Source organism: Pseudarthrobacter sp. IC2-21 (genome assembly GCF_034048115.1).
Taxonomy (GTDB): Bacteria; Actinomycetota; Actinomycetes; order Actinomycetales; family Micrococcaceae; genus Arthrobacter; species Arthrobacter naphthalenicus.
Genome location: NZ_CP139145.1, coordinates 3,925,802 through 3,947,687, shown reverse-complemented (window position 1 = coordinate 3,947,687; position 21,886 = coordinate 3,925,802). Strand labels below are relative to the sequence as shown.

Sequence of the window (21,886 nt, the reverse complement as noted above, 5' to 3'; positions counted from 1 at the left end):
CGGCGCTGGCGGTCAGCGCGACGCGGAGAAGATCTGCGGTGCGGGGCGGGTGCCCGTGGCCAGGTCCGCGAGGATCCGCCCCACCACCGGGGTGAACTTGAAGCCGTGCCCGGAAAAGCCCGCGCCGATCACGAGGGGGCCGATCCGGTCCAGGATGAAGTCCTCGTCCGGGGTGGTGGTGTATGTGCAGCTGATGGCCTCAAGGGAATCAGCGTCGACGCCGGGCAGCCACGTCCGGGCATAGTCCTGCAGCGCCGCGAGCTGGACGGGTTCCGGGAGGAAGGACCGCCTGTCCGGATCCACCACCGGGCCCACACCGTGCCAGCCGGCCTTGATGCCCTCGCCCGGCGTCTGCATCCCGTACACCGGTGAATACCAGTTCCTGTAGTCCGGCCCGGACCCGGGAGTGTGGTTGAAGCCGGGCCACACAGCCTGTTCGTCGGCAACACGGAAATGCGCCGGCTGTTCCTGGGTCACGGTGAGCCGGGGGAGGCGCACCGTGCCGCTGCCCGCCGCCCTGGCCAGCAGTTTCGCGGTCCAGGCGCCGGCGGTCACCACTGCCTGCCCGGCGGTGACCACCTCGGTGGTCCCGCCTGTCCCGCCGGCCTCCACGGTGAGCCGGACGCCGTCGACCATGATTTCCAGCTCCACTACCCTGGTGTGATGCCGGATCTCGGCGCCGCGGGCCGCGGCGAGCCGCTGGAAGGCGGGGAGCGCCGCCTCAGGGTTCAGCTGGCCGCCGTCGGGCATGTAGAGCACCTGCTGGTCAAAGCGGATGCCGCGCCACCGCTCGGCGGCCTCGTCGGGGCGGAGCGACTCGGCCCGGATGCCTGCCTCGGTCAGTGCCGCCTGCACCAGCGGGAGCCGCGGATCAGGACCATGGTTGACGATCCCCGTCCGGGTGAGCAGCCGCTCGCCGCTGTCCTGCTCCAGTTCATCCCAAAGGGCCAATGCTTCGGCGAGCATGGCCACGTACTCCGGCCGGTGGTAGCCCGGGTTCAGGTTCCGGGTGCTGCCGTGTGACGCCCCGTTGTGGTGCCCCGGTCCGAACTGTTCCAGCAACGTGACCTGCCGGCCGCGGCGGGCCAACGCCCAGGCGGCGGCGGAGCCCATCGCTCCGCCGCCAATCACAACGGTGTCCAGTATTGTTCCCATCTGGCTCCTTGGGTCCGGTCGGTTCAGGGTGGGTCAGAGTGGTTCAGGTTCGGTACAGCAGCGGGTCAGTTCAGCAGCAGGGCTACGCCAATCATGGCCGGCACGGCCACCACCGTGGTGATCAGGACCGTGTCCTTGGCCACCGTGAGGCCCGTGGAGTAGCGGCTGGCGGCAACAAAAACGTTCTGCGCCGTGGGAAGGGAAGAAACCACCACCACCGCGAACAGGGGGTGCCCGTCCAGCCCCAGCGCAAAGCGGGCAAAAAGGTAGGCCATGGCCGGTTGCACCACCAGCTTAAAGGCACTGGCCAGGATGGTGTCCAGCCGTCGTTCGGCCGCGGCCTGCAGGGGCCGGCTGCCGTGGAGGCTCATGCCGAAAGCAATCAGCATGGCAGGGATGGCCGCACCGCCGATCAGGTGGATGGGCTCCATGACCAGGGCCGGCACCTGCCAGTTCATCCCGGCCACCAACAGCCCCAGCGCCGACCCCACAATCATGGGGTTCCGCAGGATCATGAGGATAAAACCCCCAACCGTGGTGCGGTGGCTGCTGGTGCTGGCATCCAGGATCATCAGGAACAGCGGGGTGAAGAAAGCCAGCTGAAAGATCAGCAGCGGCGCCACGTAACTGGCGTCGCCCAGGACATAGACGGCAATGGGGATGCCCAGGTTCGCCGAGTTCGCCAGGGACGCCGCCATGGAGGACATCAGCGCCTCCGGCAGGGCACGCTTCAGGACGAACTTCACGATCCCGAAGAACACCAGGGCGCTGCAGAGGGCCGCCACCGCGGTCACCAGCAGCGGCTCGGCGAAGACTTCCCGCAGCTCGGCCTTGCTCAGGGTCTCGAACAGGAGGGCCGGGCTGGCCACGAAGAAGGTCAGGGCGCTCAGGACCTGGCGGGCGTTCTCGCCAAGGATCCGTTGCCGGCCAACAAACCAGCCCACCAGGATGATGAACCACACCACAAAAAAGCCCTGCAGCACCCCTACCACCGGCAGCCTCCCAGGGTGCGGGGGCGGGGTGGGCCGGAACTCACGCTCCGGCTACAGGACGGCGTTATTCAGGGCATGCGGCGGGCGCATCAGGCCCGGGGTGTGACCCTCGGCGGGGTCGTTGCCGATCTGGACGATCCTGTTGTCCTGGTCCACGTGGACAACCTTGGGGTCGTACGCCGCAGCCTCTTCCGAGGTCATCTGGGCATACGTGATCAGGATGACGATGTCGTTCTCGTGCATCAGGTGCGCCGCCGCCCCGTTGATGCCGATCACGCCTGAGCCGCGCTCGCCGGCAATCGTGTAAGTCTCCAGGCGCGCACCGTTCGTAACGTCCACAATGGCCACGAGCTCGCCCGGGAGGATATCGGCGGCCTCAAGGAGGTCCAGGTCAACGGTGACCGAACCTACGTAGTGGAGGTCAGCATGCGTGACGGTGGCCCGGTGGATTTTGGACTTGAACATTGTGCGATTCATAAGGAGTCCAGTCTATCGCCGGCCCCCGCATCGCGCTGTGACGCACCAAACAGCGGCGCGCGCACACGGGACGCAGAAAAAAGGGAAGTACGACGGCGGCTGCCGGGCGCCGCGGTCCGGCACCGCGCCGTCGTCGGTCACCGCTCCGGCGGTACCGCGCCGCTGTCGGTCACCGCTCCGGCGGTCCGCTGACTGACGCGGCCGTGGCGGCGAGCGTCTGGCGGGCGGCAAGGATGGCGGGCCGCTGGGCGCTGGAGCGCCGCACCGAGGTGAAAATGGTGCGGTGCGGGTCGCCGGGCAGTTCCAGCAGCCGGGCGGTGGTGCCGCGGCCGGTCCAGACGAGGTCCGGCATCAGGGCGACGGCATTCCCCGACTCGATCAGCCGGATCTGCGCCTGCAGATCGGCGGTTTCGAAGCGGACGTCGGGCTCGAACCCGGCACTTCTGCATGCCTGCTCCGCCCAGTGACGTGATGCGGCGCCGCGGGGTTCCATGACCCACGGCAGGTCCGCGGTGTCCTCGATCGACCGGATGGCGGCCCCGCCGTCGGACGCCGGCGGAACGGCGAGCCGGATGGCATCGGTGGTCAGTTTGACCCGGTCCAGTTCCGGGTACCTGGGCGCGGCGTGGCCCGGATACTGCTCGGCAATCACCAGGTCGAAGTCGCGTGCCCAGGTCTCGTGCAGGGCGGTTTCCGGCTCCCGCTGGGTCATCTCGATCCGCACCTCGGGGTACTCCGCCGTCATCCGGGTCAGGGTGCCCGGCATCAGCGCCAGCGCCGCGGACTGGAAAACGGCGATCCGCACCGTTCCCGTGACGGTGGTCAGCGAGGCCGCCAGGTCCGCTTCGGCCTGTTCCAGCGTCTCGAGCAGCTGGGCGGTGTGCGCCACCAGGACTTCGGCCTGCGGTGTCAGCTGGACGCGGCGTCCGGTTTTCCGGAGCAGTTCCACTCCGACTTCCTTTTCGAGCAGGGCCAGCTGCTGCGAGACTGACGACGGGCTGTACTGCAGTGCCTCCGCGACCTCTGCCAGGGTTCCCCGGATCTTCAGTTCACGGAGCAGCCTGAGGCGCCGGACATCGAGCATGGCCACATTCCTTGACGAATCTAATGGATATTGGTTAGAAAGATTCACTTTATCTAACGCAAAGAGTGCTTGCATACTGTTGTACCTGAGTTACCCCCATCACAGCCCGCCGCAGCTAGTCGCAAGGGTGCCGTGCTGGGGCCGCACCCCCATGCAGGAGTTCCTGATGAGCACAAAAGACATAAGTCAGTCGATCATGCGGCGCAAGCCTATCGATGACATCGAAGAAGAAAACAAGCACAGCGGACTGTTCAAATCCCTCGGGCTTTGGCAGTTGACCGCCATCGGCGTCGGCGGCATCATCGGCGTCGGCATCTTTTCCCTCGCCGGGCTGGTGGCCGCAGGCAGCAAGGATACGCCGGGTGTGGGGCCCGCGGTGTTGATTTCCTTCCTGGTGGCCGGCCTGGCGTCCGCCGCGGCTGCCCTTTCCTACGCGGAGTTTGCAGGCATGATCCCGCGTGCGGGCTCCGCCTACACCTACGGTTACGTTGCCCTGGGTGAAGTGATCGGCTGGTTCATTGGCTGGGACCTGCTCCTCGAATACATTGCCATCGTTGCCGTGGTGGCCATCGGCATTTCGGGGTACTTTGACGCCTTCCTGTCCGGCATAGGCATCCATATGCCGGTGTGGATGACCTCGACGCCGGACGAGGGCAAGGGCGGAATCGTCAACATCCCGGCTATCGCAGTCTGCCTCCTGGTGACGTGGATCCTGTCCAGGGGCACCAAGGCATTTGGCAGGTTCGAGCTGGTGGCGGTGGCCATCAAGGTCGTCCTGATCCTGTTCATCATCGGCCTTGGCGTCTTCTATATCGACACCAACAACTACAACCCGTTCATGCCCAGCGGGTTCGGCCCGGTCCTCGCCGGCTCCGCAACCGTCTTCTTTGCCGTGTTCGGCTACGACGCCATGAGCACCGCCGCGGAAGAGGCCACGGACGGCAAGAAGCACATGCCCAAGGCCATCATCCTGTCCCTGATCATCGCCATGCTGCTCTATGTGGCAGCCACCCTGGTCCTGACCGGCATGCAGAACTACAAGGACATCGATCCGAAAGCCGGCTTCGCCTCGGCCTTCACCAGCGTGGGCCTGCCGGTCATTGCCACCATCATCTCGGTGTTCGCGGTCCTGTCCATCCTCACCGTGATGCTGACCTTCCTCCTCGGCGTGACCCGTGTCTGGTTCTCCATGAGCCGCGACGGCCTGCTCCCCGGCTGGTTCTCCAAGACCGACCGCCACGGCACCCCGCAGCGTGTCACCTGGATCGCGGGCGTGGCTTCGGCGCTGCTGGCCGGCGTTTTCCCGATCAAGGCCGTGGCCGACCTGACGAACATCGGCATCCTGGCCGCGTTCGTCGTCGTCTGCCTCTCGGTGATCATCTTCCGCTACAAGAAGCCCGACGCCCCGCGAACGTTCCGCCTGCCGTTCATGCCGGTGGTTCCGTTGTTCGGCATGCTCGCCTCGGCGTTCCTCATGACCCAGCTGCACTGGGAGACCTGGCTGCGGTTCGTCGTGTGGCTGATCGTGGGACTGGCCATCTACTTCTTCTACGGCCGGAAAAACTCGCTAATGAACCCCAACAGCCCGCGCCACGAGGAAGCCGTGGAAATGCACCGCCACCTGCCCTGACCCGCCGGCATCACCCACCCCAAGCCACTCACCAACCCCTCCGCCCCACCCCCTGGACGCTCTCTCAGTTAATGTCGGTTTTCGCCGGACGCTCTCTCACTTTCTTCAGGAAAGTGAGAGAGCGTTTCCGGTTTTCTGCGTTAAGTGAGAGAGCGTTGCCCTAAAAACCGCATTAAGTGAGAGAGCGTCGGGGCATGGAAGGGTTGGGATTTCTAACCTGTATTGCTTAGGAAAGGTCGCTTTATCTTAAGTGATTTGAAGCTCATACTGATGAATAAGACCCCTTCAGATCAAGGAAAGAACGAGCGATCATGACTCACACTGCAACGGAAACCTCCGGGCACACGGACGTCCCGCAGGCCCGTGCCCTCGCCGCGGACACCATCACCCTGGTCCGGCGCTGGCTGACCGAAGCGTCCAAGGTGCCCGTGGATGCGTCAGCCCAGCAGCTCGCTGGCGTGTTGAAGGATCCGAACGGGCTGGAATTCACGGTGGGCTTCGTCGACGGCGTGGTGCGCCCCGAGGACCTGCACGTCGCCGCCCGGAACCTGGCCGCCCTCGCCCCCAAGGTCCCGGCGTTCCTGCCTTGGTACATGCGCCGCGCAGTGCAGTTCGGCGGGACCATGGCCCCGGTCCTGCCGCAGGTGGTCATCCCGATCGCCCGCAGGGTCCTCCGTGAAATGGTGGGCCACCTGATCGTGGACGCCACCGACGCCAAGCTCGGCCCGGCCATCGCCAAGATCCGCAAGGACGGCATCAAGCTCAACGTCAACCTGCTGGGCGAGGCCGTCCTGGGCGAACACGAAGCCTCCCGCCGGCTCGAAGGCACCCACGCACTGCTGGCCCGCCCGGACGTGGATTACGTGTCCATCAAAGTCTCCTCCACTGTGGCCCCGCACTCCGCCTGGGCGTTCGATGAGGCCGTTGAGCATGTCGTGGAGAAGCTGACGCCGCTGTTCCAGCGCGCCGCCTCCTTCGCCGGCAGCGGCGCCAGCCAGAAAGCCAAGTTCATCAACCTGGACATGGAGGAATACAAGGACCTGGACATGACCATCGCCGTCTTCACCAGGATCCTGGACAGGCCCGAGTTCAAGAACCTCGAAGCGGGCATCGTCCTTCAGGCCTACCTCCCGGACGCGCTCGCCGCCATGATCCGGCTGCAGGATTGGGCCGCCGAACGCCGTGCCAACGGCGGTGCCGCCATCAAGGTCCGTGTGGTCAAGGGCGCCAACCTGCCGATGGAACAGGTGGAAGCCTCCCTCCACGACTGGCCGCTGGCCACCTGGCACACCAAGCAGGACTCGGACACCAACTACAAGCGCGTCATCAACTACGCGCTCCACCGGGACCGCATCAACAACGTCCGCATCGGCGTGGCCGGCCACAACCTCTTTGACATCGCCTTTGCCTGGCTGCTCGCCAAGCAGCGCGGCATCACAGATACCGCACCGCAGGGTATCGAGTTCGAGATGCTGCTGGGCATGGCGCAGGGCCAGGCTGAAGCCGTCAAGAAGGACGTCGGCTCCCTCCTGCTCTACACCCCGGTGGTGCACCCGGCCGAGTTCGACGTCGCGATCGCCTACCTGATCCGCCGCCTCGAAGAGGGTGCCAGCCAGGACAACTTCATGTCCGCGGTGTTCGAACTCAGTGACAACGAAGTTTTGTTCGAGCGGGAAAAGCAGCGCTTCCTCGCCTCCCTGGACAAGCTCGACGACGAGGTGCCCCCGCCCAACCGGCAGCAGAACCGCAGCCTCCCGCCGCAGCCCCTGCCGCATGATTCGTTCCACAACACTCCGGACACGGACCCCTCCCTGCCCGCCAACCGGGACTGGGGCCGCGCCATCCTGGACCGCGTCCCGACCTCCACACTGGGCAACGCTGCGGTGGAAAAAGCCACCATCCGTGATGAAGCCACCCTGAACTCCGTCATTGCGGCGGCCATCGAGAAGGGCAAGGCCTGGGGCGCCCTGTCCGGTGACGAGCGCGCCGAAATCCTGCACCGCGCCGGCGACGTCCTCGAGGCCCGCCGGGCGGACCTGCTTGAAGTCATGGCCAGCGAAACCGGCAAGACCCTGGACCAGGGCGATCCCGAGGTCAGCGAGGCCATTGACTTCGCGCACTACTATGCGGAGTCGGCGCGCAAGCTGGAAAAGGTCGACGGCGCCACCTTTGTCCCGGCCAAACTCACCGTAGTGACGCCGCCCTGGAACTTCCCGGTCGCCATTCCCGCAGGGTCCACCCTCGCGGCACTCGCCGCGGGCTCCGCCGTCGTGATTAAACCCGCGAAGCAGGCCCGCCGCAGCGGCGCGGTGATGATCGAAGCGCTGTGGGAGGCCGGCGTTCCGAGGGACGTGCTGACCATGGTGCAGCTGGGCGAACGGGAGCTCGGCCAGCAGCTGATCTCCCACCCGTCCGTGGATCGCGTGATCCTGACCGGCGGCTATGAGACGGCCGAGCTGTTCCGGTCCTTTCGCAAGGATCTCCCGCTCCTGGCCGAAACCAGCGGCAAAAACGCCATCATCGTCACACCCAGTGCGGACCTGGACCTGGCAGCCAAGGACGTGGCCTACTCCGCGTTCGGCCACGCCGGTCAGAAGTGCTCCGCCGCGTCACTGGTGATCCTGGTGGGCTCGGTCGCCAAGTCCAAGCGCTTCCACAACCAGCTGATCGACGCCGTCACCTCCCTGAAAGTGGGCTACCCGCAGGATCCCACCAGCCAGATGGGCCCGATCATCGAGCCTGCCAGCGGCAAACTCCTCAATGCCCTCACCACCCTCGGCGAAGGCGAAAGCTGGGCCGTGGAACCGAAGAAGCTGGACGGGACCGGCCGGCTTTGGAGCCCGGGCGTGCGCCATGGCGTCCGCCGCGGGTCCTATTTCCACCTCACCGAGTTCTTCGGACCGGTCCTGGGCGTCATGACTGCCGAAACCCTGGAAGAGGCCATCGCCATCCAGAACCAGATCGAGTACGGCCTCACCGCCGGCCTGCACTCGCTGAACCCGGATGAGCTGGCCGTCTGGCTGGACTCCATCCAGGCCGGCAACCTGTACGTCAACCGCGGCATCACCGGGGCCATTGTGCAGCGCCAGCCGTTCGGCGGCTGGAAGAAGTCGGCAGTTGGTGCCGGCACGAAGGCCGGCGGCCCCAACTACCTGGCGGGGCTGGGTGACTGGACCAGCAAGGAAAGCGCAGCCACGGTCAACGTCGCGAATGCGGCCGTGAAGCGTGTCCTGAACGCCGTTTCGGGCGCCCTGCAGCCGGGGGAACTGAGGTTCCTGCAGCGCTCCCTCGCATCCGACGCCCAGGCCTGGGCCGACGAGTTCGGCACCGCCAAGGACGTCTCCGGCCTCAGCGCCGAACGGAACATCTTCCGGTACCGGGCCCTCCCGGTCAGCATCCGCCTTTCTGACGGTGCTCCGCTGGCGCATCTGGCCCGGACCGTCGCCGCCGGTGTCCAGGCTGGTTCGGCACTCACCGTATCCACCGCCGTCGAACTTCCCGTCCAGTTCCGGGCCGTCCTCACCGGCCTGGACATCGAGGTGACAGTGGAGTCCGACGCCGGATGGCTGGCTTCAGCGGCGCGCCTCGCCAAAGCGGGCAAGCTGTCCGGTGCGCGCATCCGGCTGATCGGCGGGGATGCCACCGCGCTCGCGGAAGCTGTCGACGGGCGCCCGGACGTGGCGGTCTACGCACACCCGGTCACCGAGGCCGGCCGTGTTGAGCTGCTGCCGTTCCTGCACGAACAGGCCATCAGCATCACCGCGCACCGGTTCGGCACGCCGAATCACCTCTCGGATGCGTTGATCTAGGAGCCGGCGCGCCGCAGGGCAGCCGCATACGGGAAAGTCCCGACGGCCACCAAGGGTGGCCGTCGGGACTTTCTGTTTGTTAGGAGGGCCCCGCTGGAGGCGGCGGCCGGAGACCATTGCGAGTTAGCCCAGATACCAGCCCGGGGGAGTCCACGACGTCGGAACGTTGTGGGCGGAGAAATCTTCGCAACGGGTGCAGGTGTAAGCGACTTCGCCCAGTGTCCTGACCGCCCCGTCACGCCGGTAAACCGGAGGGACATACGATTCCAGGTAGATAAATTCGTCCGTGCCGCACTTGTCGCAGGTTGGCTTGCCGACGTACTCGGCGGCGTGGGTGATGCCGGCGCTGTAGCTGGGATGATGCGGGGCCAGCGGGCGTGCGGTGTTATGTCGGGGCGCGTACGTGGTGTGGAAATGGGTGTTCTCGGCTGTCGTCATTGGCTGCCTTCCAGAGCACGGCCGCCCATGGGCTGCGGGGCGCGCTCGTAGTGTTGAACCCGGCCTTTGCTTGACCCCATGGGTAATCAAGCATAGAGGAGGCTGGCTTTTTCTTCAATGGTTTTGTGTTACGCGTGCGACTAAATGGCCTTCTTGAGAGTCCGTCCCACGATGGCCTGGGTGAGGGCATCGATCACCTCGGTATTGGCCAGCGGGTTGCGGATCAGGGTGAAATCGACGTCACCCACCGGCGGCAGGTCGAAGGTGCGGGTGATGATCTTCAAATCCTCGGGAACCAGCGAGGTTGGCATCACGGCAACGCCGATCCCGGCCCTCAGGGCCGCCAGGACCCCGCTGATCTGCCGGGTGGTGCACGTGATACGCCACGTGCGGCCATGGGCTTCGAGCGCGTCGATGGCCAGTTTCCGGCTGAGGCTGGGGGAGGGGTAGGCGATCAGCGGCACCGTGTCCGCCGGCTTGAGGGACGTCTGCTCCAGCCCCACCCAGGAGAAGGTGTCGTGCTGGACAACGGTCCCGTCTTTCGCGCCGGCCACCCACTTCACAAACACGAGGTCGAGTTGGCCGGCGTTGAGCTTTTTGTACAACTGGTCGCTCTGGCCCACGGTGAGCTCGAGGTTGATCTGGGGGTAGACCTGCCGGAATTCGCGCAGGATCCGGGGGAGTCCGGTGATGGCGAGGTCGTCGGCCGTGCCGAAGCGGAGCCGGCCGCGCATGGCCGAGCCGGAGAAGTAGCGGGCGGCAGCATCATGGGCCGAGAGGATGTTGCGGGCGAATCCGGCCATGGCGTCACCGTTATCGGTCAGCCGGACGTCCCGGGTGTCGCGGCTGATGAGGATGCGCTTGGCGGCGGTTTCCAGCTTGCGGACGTGCTGGCTGACCGTTGGTTGGGCCAGGCCAAGCCGTTCGGCGGCCTTGGTGAAGCTCAAGGTCTCGGCCACGGCAAGGAACGACCGAAGTTGTGCGGGCTCAAACACTGGCGGACTCCTCTGGGCGCCGTTGCCTGTTTTCGCAGGTCCGGCTCGGGCCCTATTACGTTTCGTGATGCTAGTTATAGCCAGGATAGGTCTACATAATCATCGGGTTCCAGCTTAGCGTGGGAGCATCCCCACCCGCCCGCTTCCCCTGAGGACACATCCGTGGCTCCCCCACCGCCCACATCGGCAACCGTCAGCCAGCCCGTCATTGATACCGCGGCCGCCGCCGCTTCGCCCCGGACCCAGCCTCTTGGGGTGGTCAACGAACACCTCCCGTGGCGCCACACCTTCATCTCGCTTAAGGTCCCCAACTTCCGCATCTTCGCGATCGGCCATTTTGTCGCCGTGGTGGCCCTCTGGATGCAGCGCATCGCGCAGGACTGGCTGGTGCTGGAGCTCTCCGGCTCCGTGACCGCCGTGGGCATCACCGTGGCGCTGCAGTTTATGCCCTCCCTCCTGCTGGGGCCGTGGGGCGGGATGGTGGCCGACCGGTTCGCCAAGCGCAGGATCCTCATGCTGTGCCAAAGCCTGGCGGCCATCCTCGCGGCCACCCTTGCCGTGCTGTCCCTGACCGGCGCCATCCAGGTGTGGCATGTCTACTCCGTCGCCCTGATGGTGGGACTGGTCACGGTACTTGACCAGCCCGCGCGGCAGGTCTTTGTCAATGAGCTGGTGGGTCCGAAATACCTGCGCAACGCGATCAGCGTCAACTCCACCACCTTCCAGCTGGGCGGCCTGATCGGGCCGGCCCTCGCCGGTGTCCTGCTGACCGCCGTCGGTGCCGGCTGGGCCTTTGCTGCCAATGCCGTGGCGTGCTGCTCCACCGTGACCATGCTGCTGCTCCTGCGGAAGGACCAACTGTTCCTCAGCCGTCCGGCGCCGAAGAAGAAGGGCATGCTGCGCGAAGGGCTGCGGTACGCGCTCAGCAAGCCGACCATTTACTGGCCATGGCTGATGGCCGGCTTCATCGCGGTGTTTGCCATGAGCCTGCCGGTCATGCTCGCGGCCTTCGCGGACCACGTGTTCGACGTCGGTGCCGGCGGCTATGGCCTCCTCAACGCACTGGTGGCCCTCGGCGCGCTCGCCGGGGCCGTTGCCTCCACCCGCCGCCGGCGGCTAAGGCTCCGGTCCGTGGTGTTCTGCGCCGGAATGTATGGCCTCATGCTTTGCCTGGCGGCCCTGGCTCCGTCCATGCTCTGGTTCGGCGCCGTGATGGTCCTGTCCGGATTCTGGTGCCTGATGTTCCTCACCGGGTCCAACCAGCTGGTCCAGATCAGCTCGAACGTGGCCATCCGGGGACGCGTCATGAGCTTGTACATCATGGTGCTGATCGGCGGCCAGGCCATCGGCGGGCCGATGCTGGGCTGGATTGCCGAGCACGTTGACCCGCACGCGGCACTGCTGGTGGCAGGCGGGGTGCCGGTGCTCGCTGCCCTGACGGTCGGCGTCGTTCTGGCCAGGAAAGGTGCCCTGAAGCTCCGGGTGAACCTCAAGGACCGCCGCCACCCGGTGAGGATCGTGGGCGCGGCGGCGGCCTAAGCCGGCAGCTGCTTAGGCCGGCAGGTGCGGGTATTCGGCCTGCCGCTGCTGGAACTCCAGCACGTCCTTGTTGAGCACCACACCGTCGCGGATTTCGATGGCTCGCCTGATCGTTTCGTTCGAGTCCCAGGCTTCCGGGCCGTCAATGACCGTTTCCAAGAACGGCATGAGCGCCTGGCTGATCTCCCAGGTGGCGGAATTCCAGAGGTAGGACGGGCTGTGGTCCACGGCGTAGTAATTGATGTGGTCAGCCATCGTGAACATCGGCTCGGCGAAGGTGGTGGAACGTGCCCAACTGAAGCCCATGCCCTCGTCGCACGAGACGTCCACGATCAGGCTGCCCGGGCTGAACGCCGCAAGGTCCTCCGTCCGGAGGTACGTCAGCGGGTTGTTCGGATCCTGCAGGGTGCAGTTGACCACAATGTCGCTTTCGGCCAGGAACGGCGCCAGCGGAACCCGGCCCCGGTCGGAGATGACCTGACTCAGGAAGGGGGCCTCGTCGTCGTGATCAAACTGAACGATGTTGACCGAATGGATCGGGGCGCCCACGGCGGCGACTCCGCGGTTGGTCAGCACCTGGACGTCGTGGATGCCGTGTGCATTCAGCGCGGTCACGGCGCCGCGGGCAGTGGCACCGAAACCGATCACCACGGCATTGAGGCGGCGTCCGTAATCACCGGTTGAGCCCGTCAGCGAGAGAGCGTGCAGCACCGAGCAGTACCCGGCCAGCTCATTGTTCTTGTGGAACACGTGCAGCCCAAAACCGCCGTCGCTCGCCCAGTGGTTCATGGCTTCGAAGGCAATGAGGGTGAGCTTTTTGTCGATGGCCAGCTGGGTAATGGCGCGGTCCTGGACGCAGTGCGGCCAGCCCCAAAGGGCCTGGCCATCGCGCAGCTCCGCAAGGTCTTCCGGCTGCGGTTTGGGCAGGAGTACGACGTCGGCCTCGGCCAGCAGCGCCTCCCTGGTGGCCATTTTGCCGACCAGGGACGAGAGATGGTGATCGGAGAGGCCGAAGCGTTCGCCGTAGCCCTGCTCCAGGATGATGTGCCGGCGCAGCTCGGGGGCGATGCGTTCGAAATGCAGCGGGTGGATGGGGAGGCGGCGTTCGTCCGGTTTCCGGGTCGAGGCCAGGACGCCGAGGGTGAGCCGGCTCTGTTGGCCGTTCACTTCTTTTTGGTGGACTTGGACGTGACGTCCAGGGAGCTGGAAGGCGCTGCGGCGGCCCGCTTGTCAGCGCGCTTTTCCTTGATGGACTTGCCGGCCTTTTTGGATGCTGCTTGACGCGGGGACTTGTCAGCCATGATTGCTCCTGTAGCGGAACCGAAGAGGTTCCTGACTTCTGACCATACAGGGGCGGACCTAACGGGCCTGGCGCAGGGTGGTCCGGTATATCGGAAGGGCCGGGGTGCGGCGGTGATTGTGCCTCGGCGCGTCCGGTGTGAAAATGTCGCTCTGGGCACTGCGCCCGGCGGGCTCACGGAAGTACGGGAACAGCATCATGGGATCCATCACGATCGAAAGCACCGTCCTCATCCCCTGTGGACGGCAGGACGTCTACGCCTTCTGCACCGACCAGGAAGCCCGCGCCGCCGTTCCCGGGCAGGAGGCGGTTTCCCTGCATCTCCGGGACCTGGTGCAGGACCGCTCCTGGTCCGAAACACTCGAGAGCCGCACGGAAACCATCACCTGTTCCTGCGTGGTGTACCCGGTAGCGGACAGCACGCGGCTGACCGTGACGGCACAGTATGTTCCGAAGGGGTTCGGCGGACTGTTTGCCGCGGCCAAGGAGGGTGCTTTCCGGAAGCAGGAGGCGGCGCGGCTGGCGGCGTTGAAGAAGGCCGTGGAACGCGGGGTTAGGAAGGCGCGGAACGCCCGGTAAGGGCAGGGATATACGCAGTGGAGCGGCTGACGGGAATCGAACCCGCGTATCAAGCTTGGGAAGCTAGCGCTCTACCATTGAGCTACAGCCGCGTGGCCCCCTGTGCGTGGGGCAGAACTTAGCTTAGCGCAGATGCGGGCCTGTCCCGACAACACGCCCACCCTGAAGGGGCGTGTCCGCCCCGGGCCCGGTTTGCCCGGCGTAATCCAGTAACTCTTCAATAACGTCCCTGCCCGTGGCTAGGTCCGGAGCAAAACCAGTCGCTACTGTGAACCCGTTAGCTGCAGTGCCATGGGGGTGGGGCGGGCTATCGCCGCCGCCTTGACGCTAACCGAAGGATCCCATGGCATTCGCAGAACACGAGGTACTCGTCCCGCGTGACGCCTTGGACGTGTACACCTTCCTGATCGACGGGATGAACCTGCCCAAGTGGCGCACCGGCATCCGCAGCATCAGCGTCTCATCCGGAGTTGCCGGTTCCAAGGGCTCCGTGTACCGGCAGACAGTGCTGGGCCGGTCCGGCTGGCCGGTGCCGGCAGACTTTGAAATCACCGAGGCCCGGCCCGGGGCCGAAATCCGGTATCAGGTCATCGCCGGGCACAACCGACCCTCCGGCGGGTATTACTTCAGCACCGAACCCGCCGGAACGCGCGTCCGGTTCGCGCTCGAATGCCAGCCCAAAGGACTCTTGGGGCTGATGAACACCGGCATCCAGCGCGCCATGAAGGCTGAAGTTGTTCAGCTGGAGCGGCTCAAGGACGTGTTGGCTGTCGCGTCGGCCGCCTAGCTTTCCGGCGCTGCTGCGCCGGCCGCTGCGTTTGTCCGTTCCTGCCTGCGCTGGCCGCCGCTACTGCGCCAGCCGCTGCCCCGCCCAGCTTCCGGTGATGTTCGACGGCGAGGCAAGGCGTCCGCCGGTCAGGTCCCAGTACTGCACCACATCGTTGGCCCGGCGCAGTGCCACCCCCGTGGAGTTCAAGCCCGTGACGTCCCGCAGCGGCCGGATGCCGGTGACATCCCCCCAGCCGGTGGCCACGGTGGCCCTGGCTTCGGCGCGGGGCGCCGGGGTGCCGGCTCCGCGGTAAAGCTGCACCGCGCCGTCGGACTTTCGGGCCAGAATGTCCTGGAAGCCGTCAGCGTCATAATCCACCATGGCAAGGCGGGTGGCCGATACCCCGCCTGTCATCAGGGTGCGGGAGGACATGTCCGCCGCACCGATGTTCGGGTAGAGCCAAAGGTTGCCCGAGGTGTCCAGGGCCACGAGTTGCGGGAGCCGGTTATTGGCGCACCAACCGCCCACGGCAAGGGTCATGCCTGCCCAGCCGGATTGGCCTAGGGTGACCGCGGCCCCGAAGCCACCGCCGGCGAAGCCGGGATGAAGCGTCAGCCGGCCGTCGTTCCACTGGGCCAGGATGTCAAAGGTGCCGTTGCGGTCCCAGTCGGTGACGAAGACTTCCTTGACGTTGCTGAAGAAGGAATTGATGACCTTGGCCGGCCCGTACGTCCTGTTCCCTGTGGAGGGGCGGTTGACCAGCTCACCGCCGGCATTCACGGTGACAAGGTCCGCGGCGCTGGTGATGGATGCCGTCTTCAGGTTCAGTGTGGGCGGCATGTGCTTGACGGAGGCGTCGCACATGGTGGGCGCGGCAGGCGGGAAAGCGTTCCCGCCGCTGGGGCTGCCGCCGGGCGAGGTGAGGGTGCCGGCCGGGAGGGTGGCGTAGCCGAAGAAGTTCACCACACCCCAGATGGTGTAAAGGCTGTTCGTGTAGGAAATCCCGGCGCCCATGACGTTGAAGCGCGGGTCCAGGAGCATGGCGTTGTGGCCGGGTGATCCTTTCCACCATTCCACCAGCTGGGCGGCATCGCGGTCCGTGCGGATGGCGATGACCTCACCGGCGCTGGTCGGGCTCATGGCGCGGGCGTCCGTCCAAAAACTGGCTCGGTGTTCAATCACTTCGCGGGAGGCGATGTTGTCTGACCAGTCCTGGGACAACCCGGCCACCGTGGGGTGGTACTTGACCGCGGCCAGGCCGTTGGCCAACCGGTACTCATTGATCTTGTTGAAGACAGTCAGGATGGCCGCTGCGTTGTTGTCCGGGACCAACGCTTCCGTGGCAAGCTTCCCCGCGGCCGGGGGTTCCGCTGCGAAGGTCTGCGGGGTGGGCGCTGCAGTTTTGTTCTGCGCCAGTTCCTCGTCGGGGGCCCACAGCGGCGGCACCGAAGGAACTTCGGCCGCGGAGGCTTTAGCCGGGGCGGCCGCCGGTGCCGTCGCAGTTGCCGGCGCGGTTGCCGGCTGGGGCGCCGCGGGCACCGTGTTCTGTACCCCGGCCGGCGCCGCCGGTGCGATCACCGGGTCCACGGCTGGGGCGAGCAGCGATCCGGTGCCGGTATCCTCACGCGGTGCGCCGCCGTCGTCGTCCACCATGCCTTGAGGACCCAGCGTGACCGCGCGCGGTCCCACCGCACCGGCAGCCCCCGCCGAGGAGTCGTGTTCCCCCGGGACAGAGTGCAGCCCGGCCGCCGGAGAGACCAACGCGAGGGCGCACAACATAGCCACAACGGCGGGCGCCGCAAAGTTTTTCAAACCAACCCCAGATCAGTTCAGTTGTACCAGCCGGGAGACCTCCGGTGGCTGACATCCTGAGGCAACATTAGCCTCACTAGGCAACAGCAACAACGAAAGAATGGGCGCTGTGGACAACGCATAGTAATTTGGGAGGCGTGCTGATCTCTGACCGCGACATTCGCGCTGAACTGGACTCCCAACGGATCGTCCTCGAACCCTTCGATCCCGTCATGGTCCAACCCTCCTCGGTGGACGTGCGGATCGACCGGTTTTTCCGTCTTTTCGACAACCACAAGTACGCCCACATCGACCCTGCGGAGGAACAGCCGGAGCTGACCCGGCTGGTGGAGGTGGACCGCGGCGAGCCGTTCATCCTGCACCCCGGCGAGTTCGTGCTCGGCTCCACCTACGAGACGGTCACGCTGCCGGACGACATCGCAGCCCGCCTCGAAGGCAAGTCCTCCCTCGGCAGGCTGGGCCTCCTGACGCACTCCACGGCCGGCTTCATCGATCCCGGATTCTCCGGACACGTCACCCTGGAGCTATCCAACATGGCCACCCTGCCCATCAAACTGTGGCCGGGAATGAAGATCGGTCAGCTGTGCTTCTTCCGGCTGACATCCGCGGCCGAACACCCCTACGGTTCGGGCGAGTACGGCAACCGCTACCAGGGCCAGCGCGGCCCGACCGCCAGCCGCAGCCACCTGAACTTCCACCGCACCGAGATCTAGGCGGGCCCGGTCCTTCGTCGAGTGGCGACGTCTCGCCGCTAAGAACGCCTCTTAGCGGCGAGAGCCCGCCTCTCGAACGCAGGGCTCGGCAGGAACTGTTCCTCCACATTGTGGATAACCCACGTGGCTGCCAGGTGCTGTGCCAACAATGGGGTCATGCGGCAACCTTCAGCCCTCCCGGACCACCTCTCTGGACGCTCATTCACGCTGGCCCAGCAGATGGATGCCGGCGTCCCTGCCGGGCGTGCCTGGCGGAGCGACCTTTATGTGCCCAGCCGGGGCATGCGCGTTCCCTGGGATGCAGCGCAGCCGTTGCACCACACCTGCTCGTTGTTGGTGGCGCTGACTCCCGGCGCGGTCTGCTGCCTCGGGACGGCCGGGCTGCTGTGGGGCTGCCCGTTGCCTCTAGTCGTGCAAAACGACCTGATCATCCACTTGGCCAAAGCCCGTGGGGAAGCGCGGCCGGAACGAAAAGGGGTTGCCGGTCACCGGCTGTCCCTGCGCGCCGGGGATGTAGCAATGCTCGACGGCGTTCCGGTCACCTCGCCTGCCCGGACGTGGCTGGACCTGGCCTCCGTCCTCGGCCTTGAAGGCCTGGTGGCGGCAGGGGACCACTTCATCTGCAGCCAGGCCAGGAGCTTCGGGCCCGTCAGGACGGCGTTCTGTTCCCTGGATGACCTCCGGGAGCAGGTCATGACCACCCAGGGCGTCCGGGGTATCCGAAAAGCCAGGCAGGCGCTGGAGCTTTGCCGGGTTGGTGCTGACTCAGCGCCGGAGACGCGGCTGCGGCTGGCGATGGGGCGGCTGGGCCTGCCTGAGCCCACCCTGAGCCACGTGGTCCTTGACCCGACCGGAGGGGAGCTTGCCTGGCCGGACCTGGCTTTCCCCGAGTTCAAGGTGGCCGTCAACTACGACGGCCGGCACCACCTCGAGGCCCGGCAGCGCGAATCGGACATCCGCCGGGACGAATCCATTGCCGCCGTTGGCTGGCAGTCGGTGACAGTGACCGCCGGCCACGTGCGCACCTGGGGCTTCGACGGATGCGCGCACCGGGTGCTGGACGCGCTGGTCCGGGCTGGTTGGGGCGTCGAGAGGCGAGATCTCCGCGCTAAGCGGGCGGCTTAGCGCCGAGACGTCTCCTCTCGATGAAGGTGGGCCAGCTGAAGGAGGGCGAGCTGGAGTGGGCGCGGGGCGAGGGGCGCGGCGGGGGAGGCTAAGGGGTGCTGTGCGCGGGCCGGCCGCCCGGCTCCCCGGCTGCTCGGCCCAGGGCCTTGACCACCGGCTCAACGTAACGGGCGGCGAGGGGGCCAATGATGGCCATCAGGAGGACGTAGGCCGTGGCCAGGGCGGCGAGGTCGCGGGGAACCACACCCGAGGCGACGGCCAGGCCGGCGATCACGATGGAGAATTCGCCACGGGCGATCAGTGCGGCGCCTGCCCGGAACCGGCCCGGACGGCCGACGCCCGCCCGCTTGGCCGCCCAGATCCCCGTGATCATCTTGGTGAGGGCGGTGATGACGGCCAGCACCAGCGCCCAGCCGAGGACCGGGGGAATGGTGGAGGGATCGGTGTTGAGGCCGAACGCCACAAAGAAAATGGCGGCAAACAGGTCCCGGAGCGGTTCGAGGATCCGGGTGGCGCTGTGGGCTGTGGCGCCGGAGATGGCAATGCCCAGCATAAACGCGCCCACCGCGGCGGAGACCTGCATCGCCGATGCGACGCCGGCCACCAGGAGGGCAGCCCCGAGCAGGTTGAGCAGGAAGACTTCGGAGTTTTCGCTGTGCACCGCCTTGGACACGTGGTGGCCATGGCGCAGGGCCACCATCAGGACCAGCGTGACCACTGCCAGGGAGATGCCCACCGTGGTCAGGCCGCCCAGGAAGCTCACCCCCGCCAGGGTGGCCGTCAGAATAGGCAGGTACACGGCCATGGCCAGGTCCTCGAAGACCAGGATGGACAGCACCACCGGCGTCTCCCGGTTGCCGAGGCGGCCGAGGTCGGTGATCACCTTCGCGGCGATTCCGGAGGAGGATATATAGGTCACGCCGCCCATCACCATGGCGCCCACCGGCCCCCAGCCGAGCAGGAACGCCAACCCCGCGCCCGGTACGAAATTCAGGACCAGGTCAAGAACACCGGCCTGCCACGACCTGCGCAGACCGGTGAAAAGCTCGGCAGCCGTATATTCCAATCCGAGCATAAGCAACAGCAGGATGACCCCGATTTCGCCGGAAAGATGTGCGAATTCGTGCATACCATCGAGCTTGACCACCCCGCCTGCCCCGAAGGCGAGCCCACCCACAAGATAGAGGGGGATTGGTGACATTCCGATCCGTCCGGCCAGCCTGGCCAACAGGCCAAGGCAGAACACAACGGCCCCCAGTTCAATGAGGGTCAGGGCCAGCGGGTCCATCAGGCTCAGCCGTTGCGGAGAATATCGGCCGCCGAGTCGAGGCCTTCTTGGGTTCCCACGGCCACCAGCAAATCGCCGGAATGAAGGACGACGTCGGGTCCCGGCGAGGGGAGCACCTCGCCTTCACGCATGATCGCCACGATCGAGACGCCGCAGCGGGTGCGGATGCAGGCCTTGCCCATGGGCTGGTTCTGGAACGGGGAATCCGGGGCAATGGAGAACTGCCGGGTCACAATGCCGGGCACATCCCGGTGTTCCTCGGCCAGCTTCATGGCCAGGTGCTGCCCGCCCAGGAGGTTGCCCAGGGTGGCTGCCTCGTCCCCGGTCAGGGGAATAGAAGCCTGGCAGGTGTCGGGATCGTCCCAGGTGGAAACGATAAGTTCCGTCTGGCCTTCCCGCAGCTCCACGACGCCGATGCGGCGTCCGGATGCCGTCATGAAATCCTTCCGCCGGCCCAGGCCGGGGAGGTCCGTTTCGTCCACGTTCATACGTCCAGACTAGTCGCCGCACACCGGTTTCGGGTGCCGGTCCGCCGCTCGGGAAAGCCAGCTCCAAACACCGGCGCGGTGTGGCGCGTTACCGGGATGACGGGCCGGCTAGGAGGAAGGTACCTGGGCAATGGGTGCCTTGCTGGGCGGTTTCACCGGCAGCAGGACCAGCAGGCCGGCGAGCAGGACCACCATGATGCCCAGGATTCCCCAGCGCTGGGCCTCGCCGGGCGCCACCAGGGGAGTGGCCACAGTGATGCAGAGCGTGAACAATGCGGGGGCCAGGAAACTGACGGCCCGGCCCGTGGTTGCATACAGGCCGAACAGCTCGCCGGTCTCCCCGGTGGGTGCAAGCCGGGCCAGGTAGGCCCTGGAGGATGACTGTGCCGGGCCTACGAAGAGGCAGAGGAACAACCCGAAGACCCAGAACGTCGTGGCGCCGGCCCAGGCCGTTCCGAAGAACACGTAGTTGCCGTTGCCGAGGACCAGGATCATGGCACCGGCGATCAGCAGTCCGATGAGGGAGCCCATGATGACGGCTTTCGGGCCCACCCGGTCATCCAGGAACCCGCCGATGACGGCACCAACCGCTGCCACCACATTCCCGAAGATGGCAAAGAAAATGACCTGGGGCAGCTCGAAGCCGAAGGTGCCGGCCGCAATGATCCCGCCGAACGTGAAGACTGCTGCGAGCCCGTCGCGGAAGACTGCGCTGGCGAGGAGGAAATAGATCGTATGGGGGCTCGTGGCGTAGATCGCCTTGATCCGGCGGACCAGCAGGCCGTAAGAGGCCAGGAAGCCCAGCTGTTTGGCCCGCGCCGGCCGGGGCAGTTCCGGAACGACGAACAGGACCGGGAGGGCGAAGATGAAGAACCACAGCGCCGAGAACACCGCCACAAGCCGGATGTTCAGGCTGGCTTCCGTGGAGGCGCCAAACCAGTCGAAGCTCGGCTGCACAAAGAGTTGCAGCACCACCAACAGCGCCACAATGCCGCCAAGATAACCCATTCCCCAGCCGAACCCGCTGACCTTGCCGATGTTCGTGGGGGTGGACACCTGGGTGAGCATGGCGTTGTAGTTGACGCCCGCAAACTCAAAGAAAACATTCGCCAGGGCAATGAGGGAGACCCCCAGCAGCAGGAATTCCGGGCCCGGGACAACGAAGAAACACAGCCCTGTCAGAACGGCGACGGCGGCCGAGTTGACCCCCAGCCACAGCTTGCGGCGCCCGCCGCTGTCCGAGCGCTGTCCTGTCACCGGAGCGAGGACAGCGATTGCCAGGCCAGCGATGGCCAGCGCAGTTCCCAGCACGGCAGAGGACTGGTCCTTGTCGCCGAAGGCGCTGGAGGTGAGATAGACCGTGAAGACGAAAGTGGTCATGACCGCGTTGAACGCCGCCGACCCCCAGTCCCAGGCAGCCCAGGCCAGCACGCGGCCCTTGCCGGTGGCCCGGGGTCCGGATGCGAGTTCCGATGGCGGCTGGGTGGCCTCAGGAGCGCTGGCGGTGTTCATAGCCTGAATGTTATCCGCCCGTGGCGAACAGGGCGGGCATAATACGCCTGACACTCAGCAAAATCGAGCGGCCGGCGGTCTTCGCGCGGAAAACGGCTGGAACGTCTTGATAAACTGTGGCCACCGAACCTGACGATTGACCGCCTGCCCTAACTTTTTTTGTTTACGAATCCCTGACGTT

Annotated in this window: 19 protein-coding genes and 1 tRNA gene; 7 read left to right on the top strand and 13 right to left on the bottom strand. The window is 66.1% G+C overall.

From position 1 onward, the window contains the following. Window positions 1-12: 12 nt before the first annotated feature. The 4 genes from SBP01_RS18285 to SBP01_RS18270 all read right to left on the bottom strand — a co-directional run bounded on the left by SBP01_RS18285 (window position 13) and on the right by SBP01_RS18270 (window position 3,708). Window positions 13-1,155 (bottom strand): FAD-dependent oxidoreductase, encoded by a 1,143-nt coding sequence (locus tag SBP01_RS18285; protein WP_320536815.1) that lies wholly within the window; start codon window positions 1,153-1,155, stop codon window positions 13-15. Between the two features lie 65 nt (window positions 1,156-1,220). After that, entirely contained in the window at window positions 1,221-2,147 is a 927-nt protein-coding gene (locus SBP01_RS18280) for an AEC family transporter (protein WP_320536814.1), read from the bottom strand. A 51-nt stretch (window positions 2,148-2,198) separates the two neighbouring features. Further along, window positions 2,199-2,624 (bottom strand): aspartate 1-decarboxylase, encoded by a 426-nt coding sequence (gene panD, locus SBP01_RS18275; protein ID WP_275215169.1) that lies wholly within the window; start codon window positions 2,622-2,624, stop codon window positions 2,199-2,201. A 169-nt stretch (window positions 2,625-2,793) separates the two neighbouring features. Then, window positions 2,794-3,708 (bottom strand): LysR substrate-binding domain-containing protein, encoded by a 915-nt coding sequence (locus SBP01_RS18270; protein ID WP_320536813.1) that lies wholly within the window; start codon window positions 3,706-3,708, stop codon window positions 2,794-2,796. Window positions 3,709-3,874: 166 nt separating this feature from the next. On the opposite strand from SBP01_RS18270, the gene SBP01_RS18265 reads away from it, so the two are divergent. Both SBP01_RS18265 and SBP01_RS18260 read left to right on the top strand, forming a co-directional pair. Continuing rightward, the gene (locus SBP01_RS18265; protein WP_275215167.1) at window positions 3,875-5,338 is read left to right on the top strand and encodes an amino acid permease; all 1,464 of its coding nucleotides are present in this window, start codon (window positions 3,875-3,877) and stop codon (window positions 5,336-5,338) included. Window positions 5,339-5,649: 311 nt separating this feature from the next. Next, on the top strand, window positions 5,650-9,147 hold the full coding sequence (locus SBP01_RS18260; RefSeq protein WP_320536812.1) for a proline dehydrogenase family protein: 3,498 nt from the start codon (window positions 5,650-5,652) through the stop codon (window positions 9,145-9,147). 123 nt (window positions 9,148-9,270) lie between these two features. On the opposite strand, the gene SBP01_RS18255 is transcribed toward SBP01_RS18260, so the two are convergent. Then, complete coding sequence (locus tag SBP01_RS18255) at window positions 9,271-9,585, bottom strand: hypothetical protein (RefSeq protein WP_320536811.1); 315 nt, start codon at window positions 9,583-9,585, stop codon at window positions 9,271-9,273. 140 nt (window positions 9,586-9,725) lie between these two features. After that, window positions 9,726-10,580 (bottom strand): LysR family transcriptional regulator, encoded by an 855-nt coding sequence (locus SBP01_RS18250; protein WP_320536810.1) that lies wholly within the window; start codon window positions 10,578-10,580, stop codon window positions 9,726-9,728. Between the two features lie 162 nt (window positions 10,581-10,742). On the opposite strand from SBP01_RS18250, the gene SBP01_RS18245 reads away from it, so the two are divergent. Next, complete coding sequence (locus tag SBP01_RS18245; RefSeq protein WP_320536809.1) at window positions 10,743-12,119, top strand: MFS transporter; 1,377 nt, start codon at window positions 10,743-10,745, stop codon at window positions 12,117-12,119. Window positions 12,120-12,131: 12 nt separating this feature from the next. Here SBP01_RS18245 and SBP01_RS18240 read toward each other — a convergent pair whose 3' ends face one another. Beyond that, entirely contained in the window at window positions 12,132-13,286 is a 1,155-nt protein-coding gene (locus SBP01_RS18240; RefSeq protein ID WP_320536808.1) for a N(5)-(carboxyethyl)ornithine synthase, read from the bottom strand. Beyond that, window positions 13,283-13,420, bottom strand: coding sequence for a hypothetical protein (locus SBP01_RS18235; protein WP_275215161.1), 138 nt, complete (start codon window positions 13,418-13,420; stop codon window positions 13,283-13,285). Before SBP01_RS18235 ends, SBP01_RS18240 begins: the two co-directional genes overlap by 4 nt. A 143-nt stretch (window positions 13,421-13,563) precedes the next feature. Between SBP01_RS18235 and SBP01_RS18230 the strand changes: the two genes are divergently transcribed. Continuing rightward, the gene (locus tag SBP01_RS18230) at window positions 13,564-13,998 is read left to right on the top strand and encodes a hypothetical protein (RefSeq protein ID WP_320536807.1); all 435 of its coding nucleotides are present in this window, start codon (window positions 13,564-13,566) and stop codon (window positions 13,996-13,998) included. Between the two features lie 18 nt (window positions 13,999-14,016). Here SBP01_RS18230 and SBP01_RS18225 read toward each other — a convergent pair. Then, window positions 14,017-14,090: transfer RNA gene (locus tag SBP01_RS18225), tRNA-Gly, on the bottom strand. Between the two features lie 251 nt (window positions 14,091-14,341). Between SBP01_RS18225 and SBP01_RS18220 the strand changes: the two genes are divergently transcribed. Continuing rightward, window positions 14,342-14,785, top strand: a complete 444-nt coding sequence (locus SBP01_RS18220) for an SRPBCC family protein (RefSeq protein WP_320536806.1) — start codon at window positions 14,342-14,344, stop codon at window positions 14,783-14,785. Window positions 14,786-14,845: 60 nt separating this feature from the next. On the opposite strand, the gene SBP01_RS18215 is transcribed toward SBP01_RS18220, so the two are convergent. Then, on the bottom strand, window positions 14,846-16,579 hold the full coding sequence (locus SBP01_RS18215) for a CAP domain-containing protein (RefSeq protein ID WP_320536805.1): 1,734 nt from the start codon (window positions 16,577-16,579) through the stop codon (window positions 14,846-14,848). Window positions 16,580-16,716: 137 nt separating this feature from the next. On the opposite strand from SBP01_RS18215, the gene dcd reads away from it, so the two are divergent. Further along, window positions 16,717-17,292: a dCTP deaminase gene (gene dcd / locus SBP01_RS18210; RefSeq protein WP_275215158.1), complete on the top strand. Its 576-nt coding sequence runs from the start codon at window positions 16,717-16,719 to the stop codon at window positions 17,290-17,292. A 156-nt stretch (window positions 17,293-17,448) separates the two neighbouring features. Beyond that, window positions 17,449-18,417 (top strand): hypothetical protein, encoded by a 969-nt coding sequence (locus tag SBP01_RS18205; protein ID WP_320536804.1) that lies wholly within the window; start codon window positions 17,449-17,451, stop codon window positions 18,415-18,417. 88 nt (window positions 18,418-18,505) lie between these two features. Here the strand turns inward: SBP01_RS18205 and SBP01_RS18200 are convergent, their stop codons facing one another. The 3 genes from SBP01_RS18200 to SBP01_RS18190 all read right to left on the bottom strand — a co-directional run bounded on the left by SBP01_RS18200 (window position 18,506) and on the right by SBP01_RS18190 (window position 21,705). Then, window positions 18,506-19,705: a cation:proton antiporter gene (locus SBP01_RS18200; protein WP_275215156.1), complete on the bottom strand. Its 1,200-nt coding sequence runs from the start codon at window positions 19,703-19,705 to the stop codon at window positions 18,506-18,508. Between the two features lie 5 nt (window positions 19,706-19,710). Next, window positions 19,711-20,193, bottom strand: a complete 483-nt coding sequence (locus tag SBP01_RS18195; protein WP_275215155.1) for a cation:proton antiporter regulatory subunit — start codon at window positions 20,191-20,193, stop codon at window positions 19,711-19,713. 108 nt (window positions 20,194-20,301) lie between these two features. Then, the gene (locus SBP01_RS18190; RefSeq protein WP_320536803.1) at window positions 20,302-21,705 is read right to left on the bottom strand and encodes an MFS transporter; all 1,404 of its coding nucleotides are present in this window, start codon (window positions 21,703-21,705) and stop codon (window positions 20,302-20,304) included. Between the last annotated feature and the right edge of the window lie 181 nt (window positions 21,706-21,886).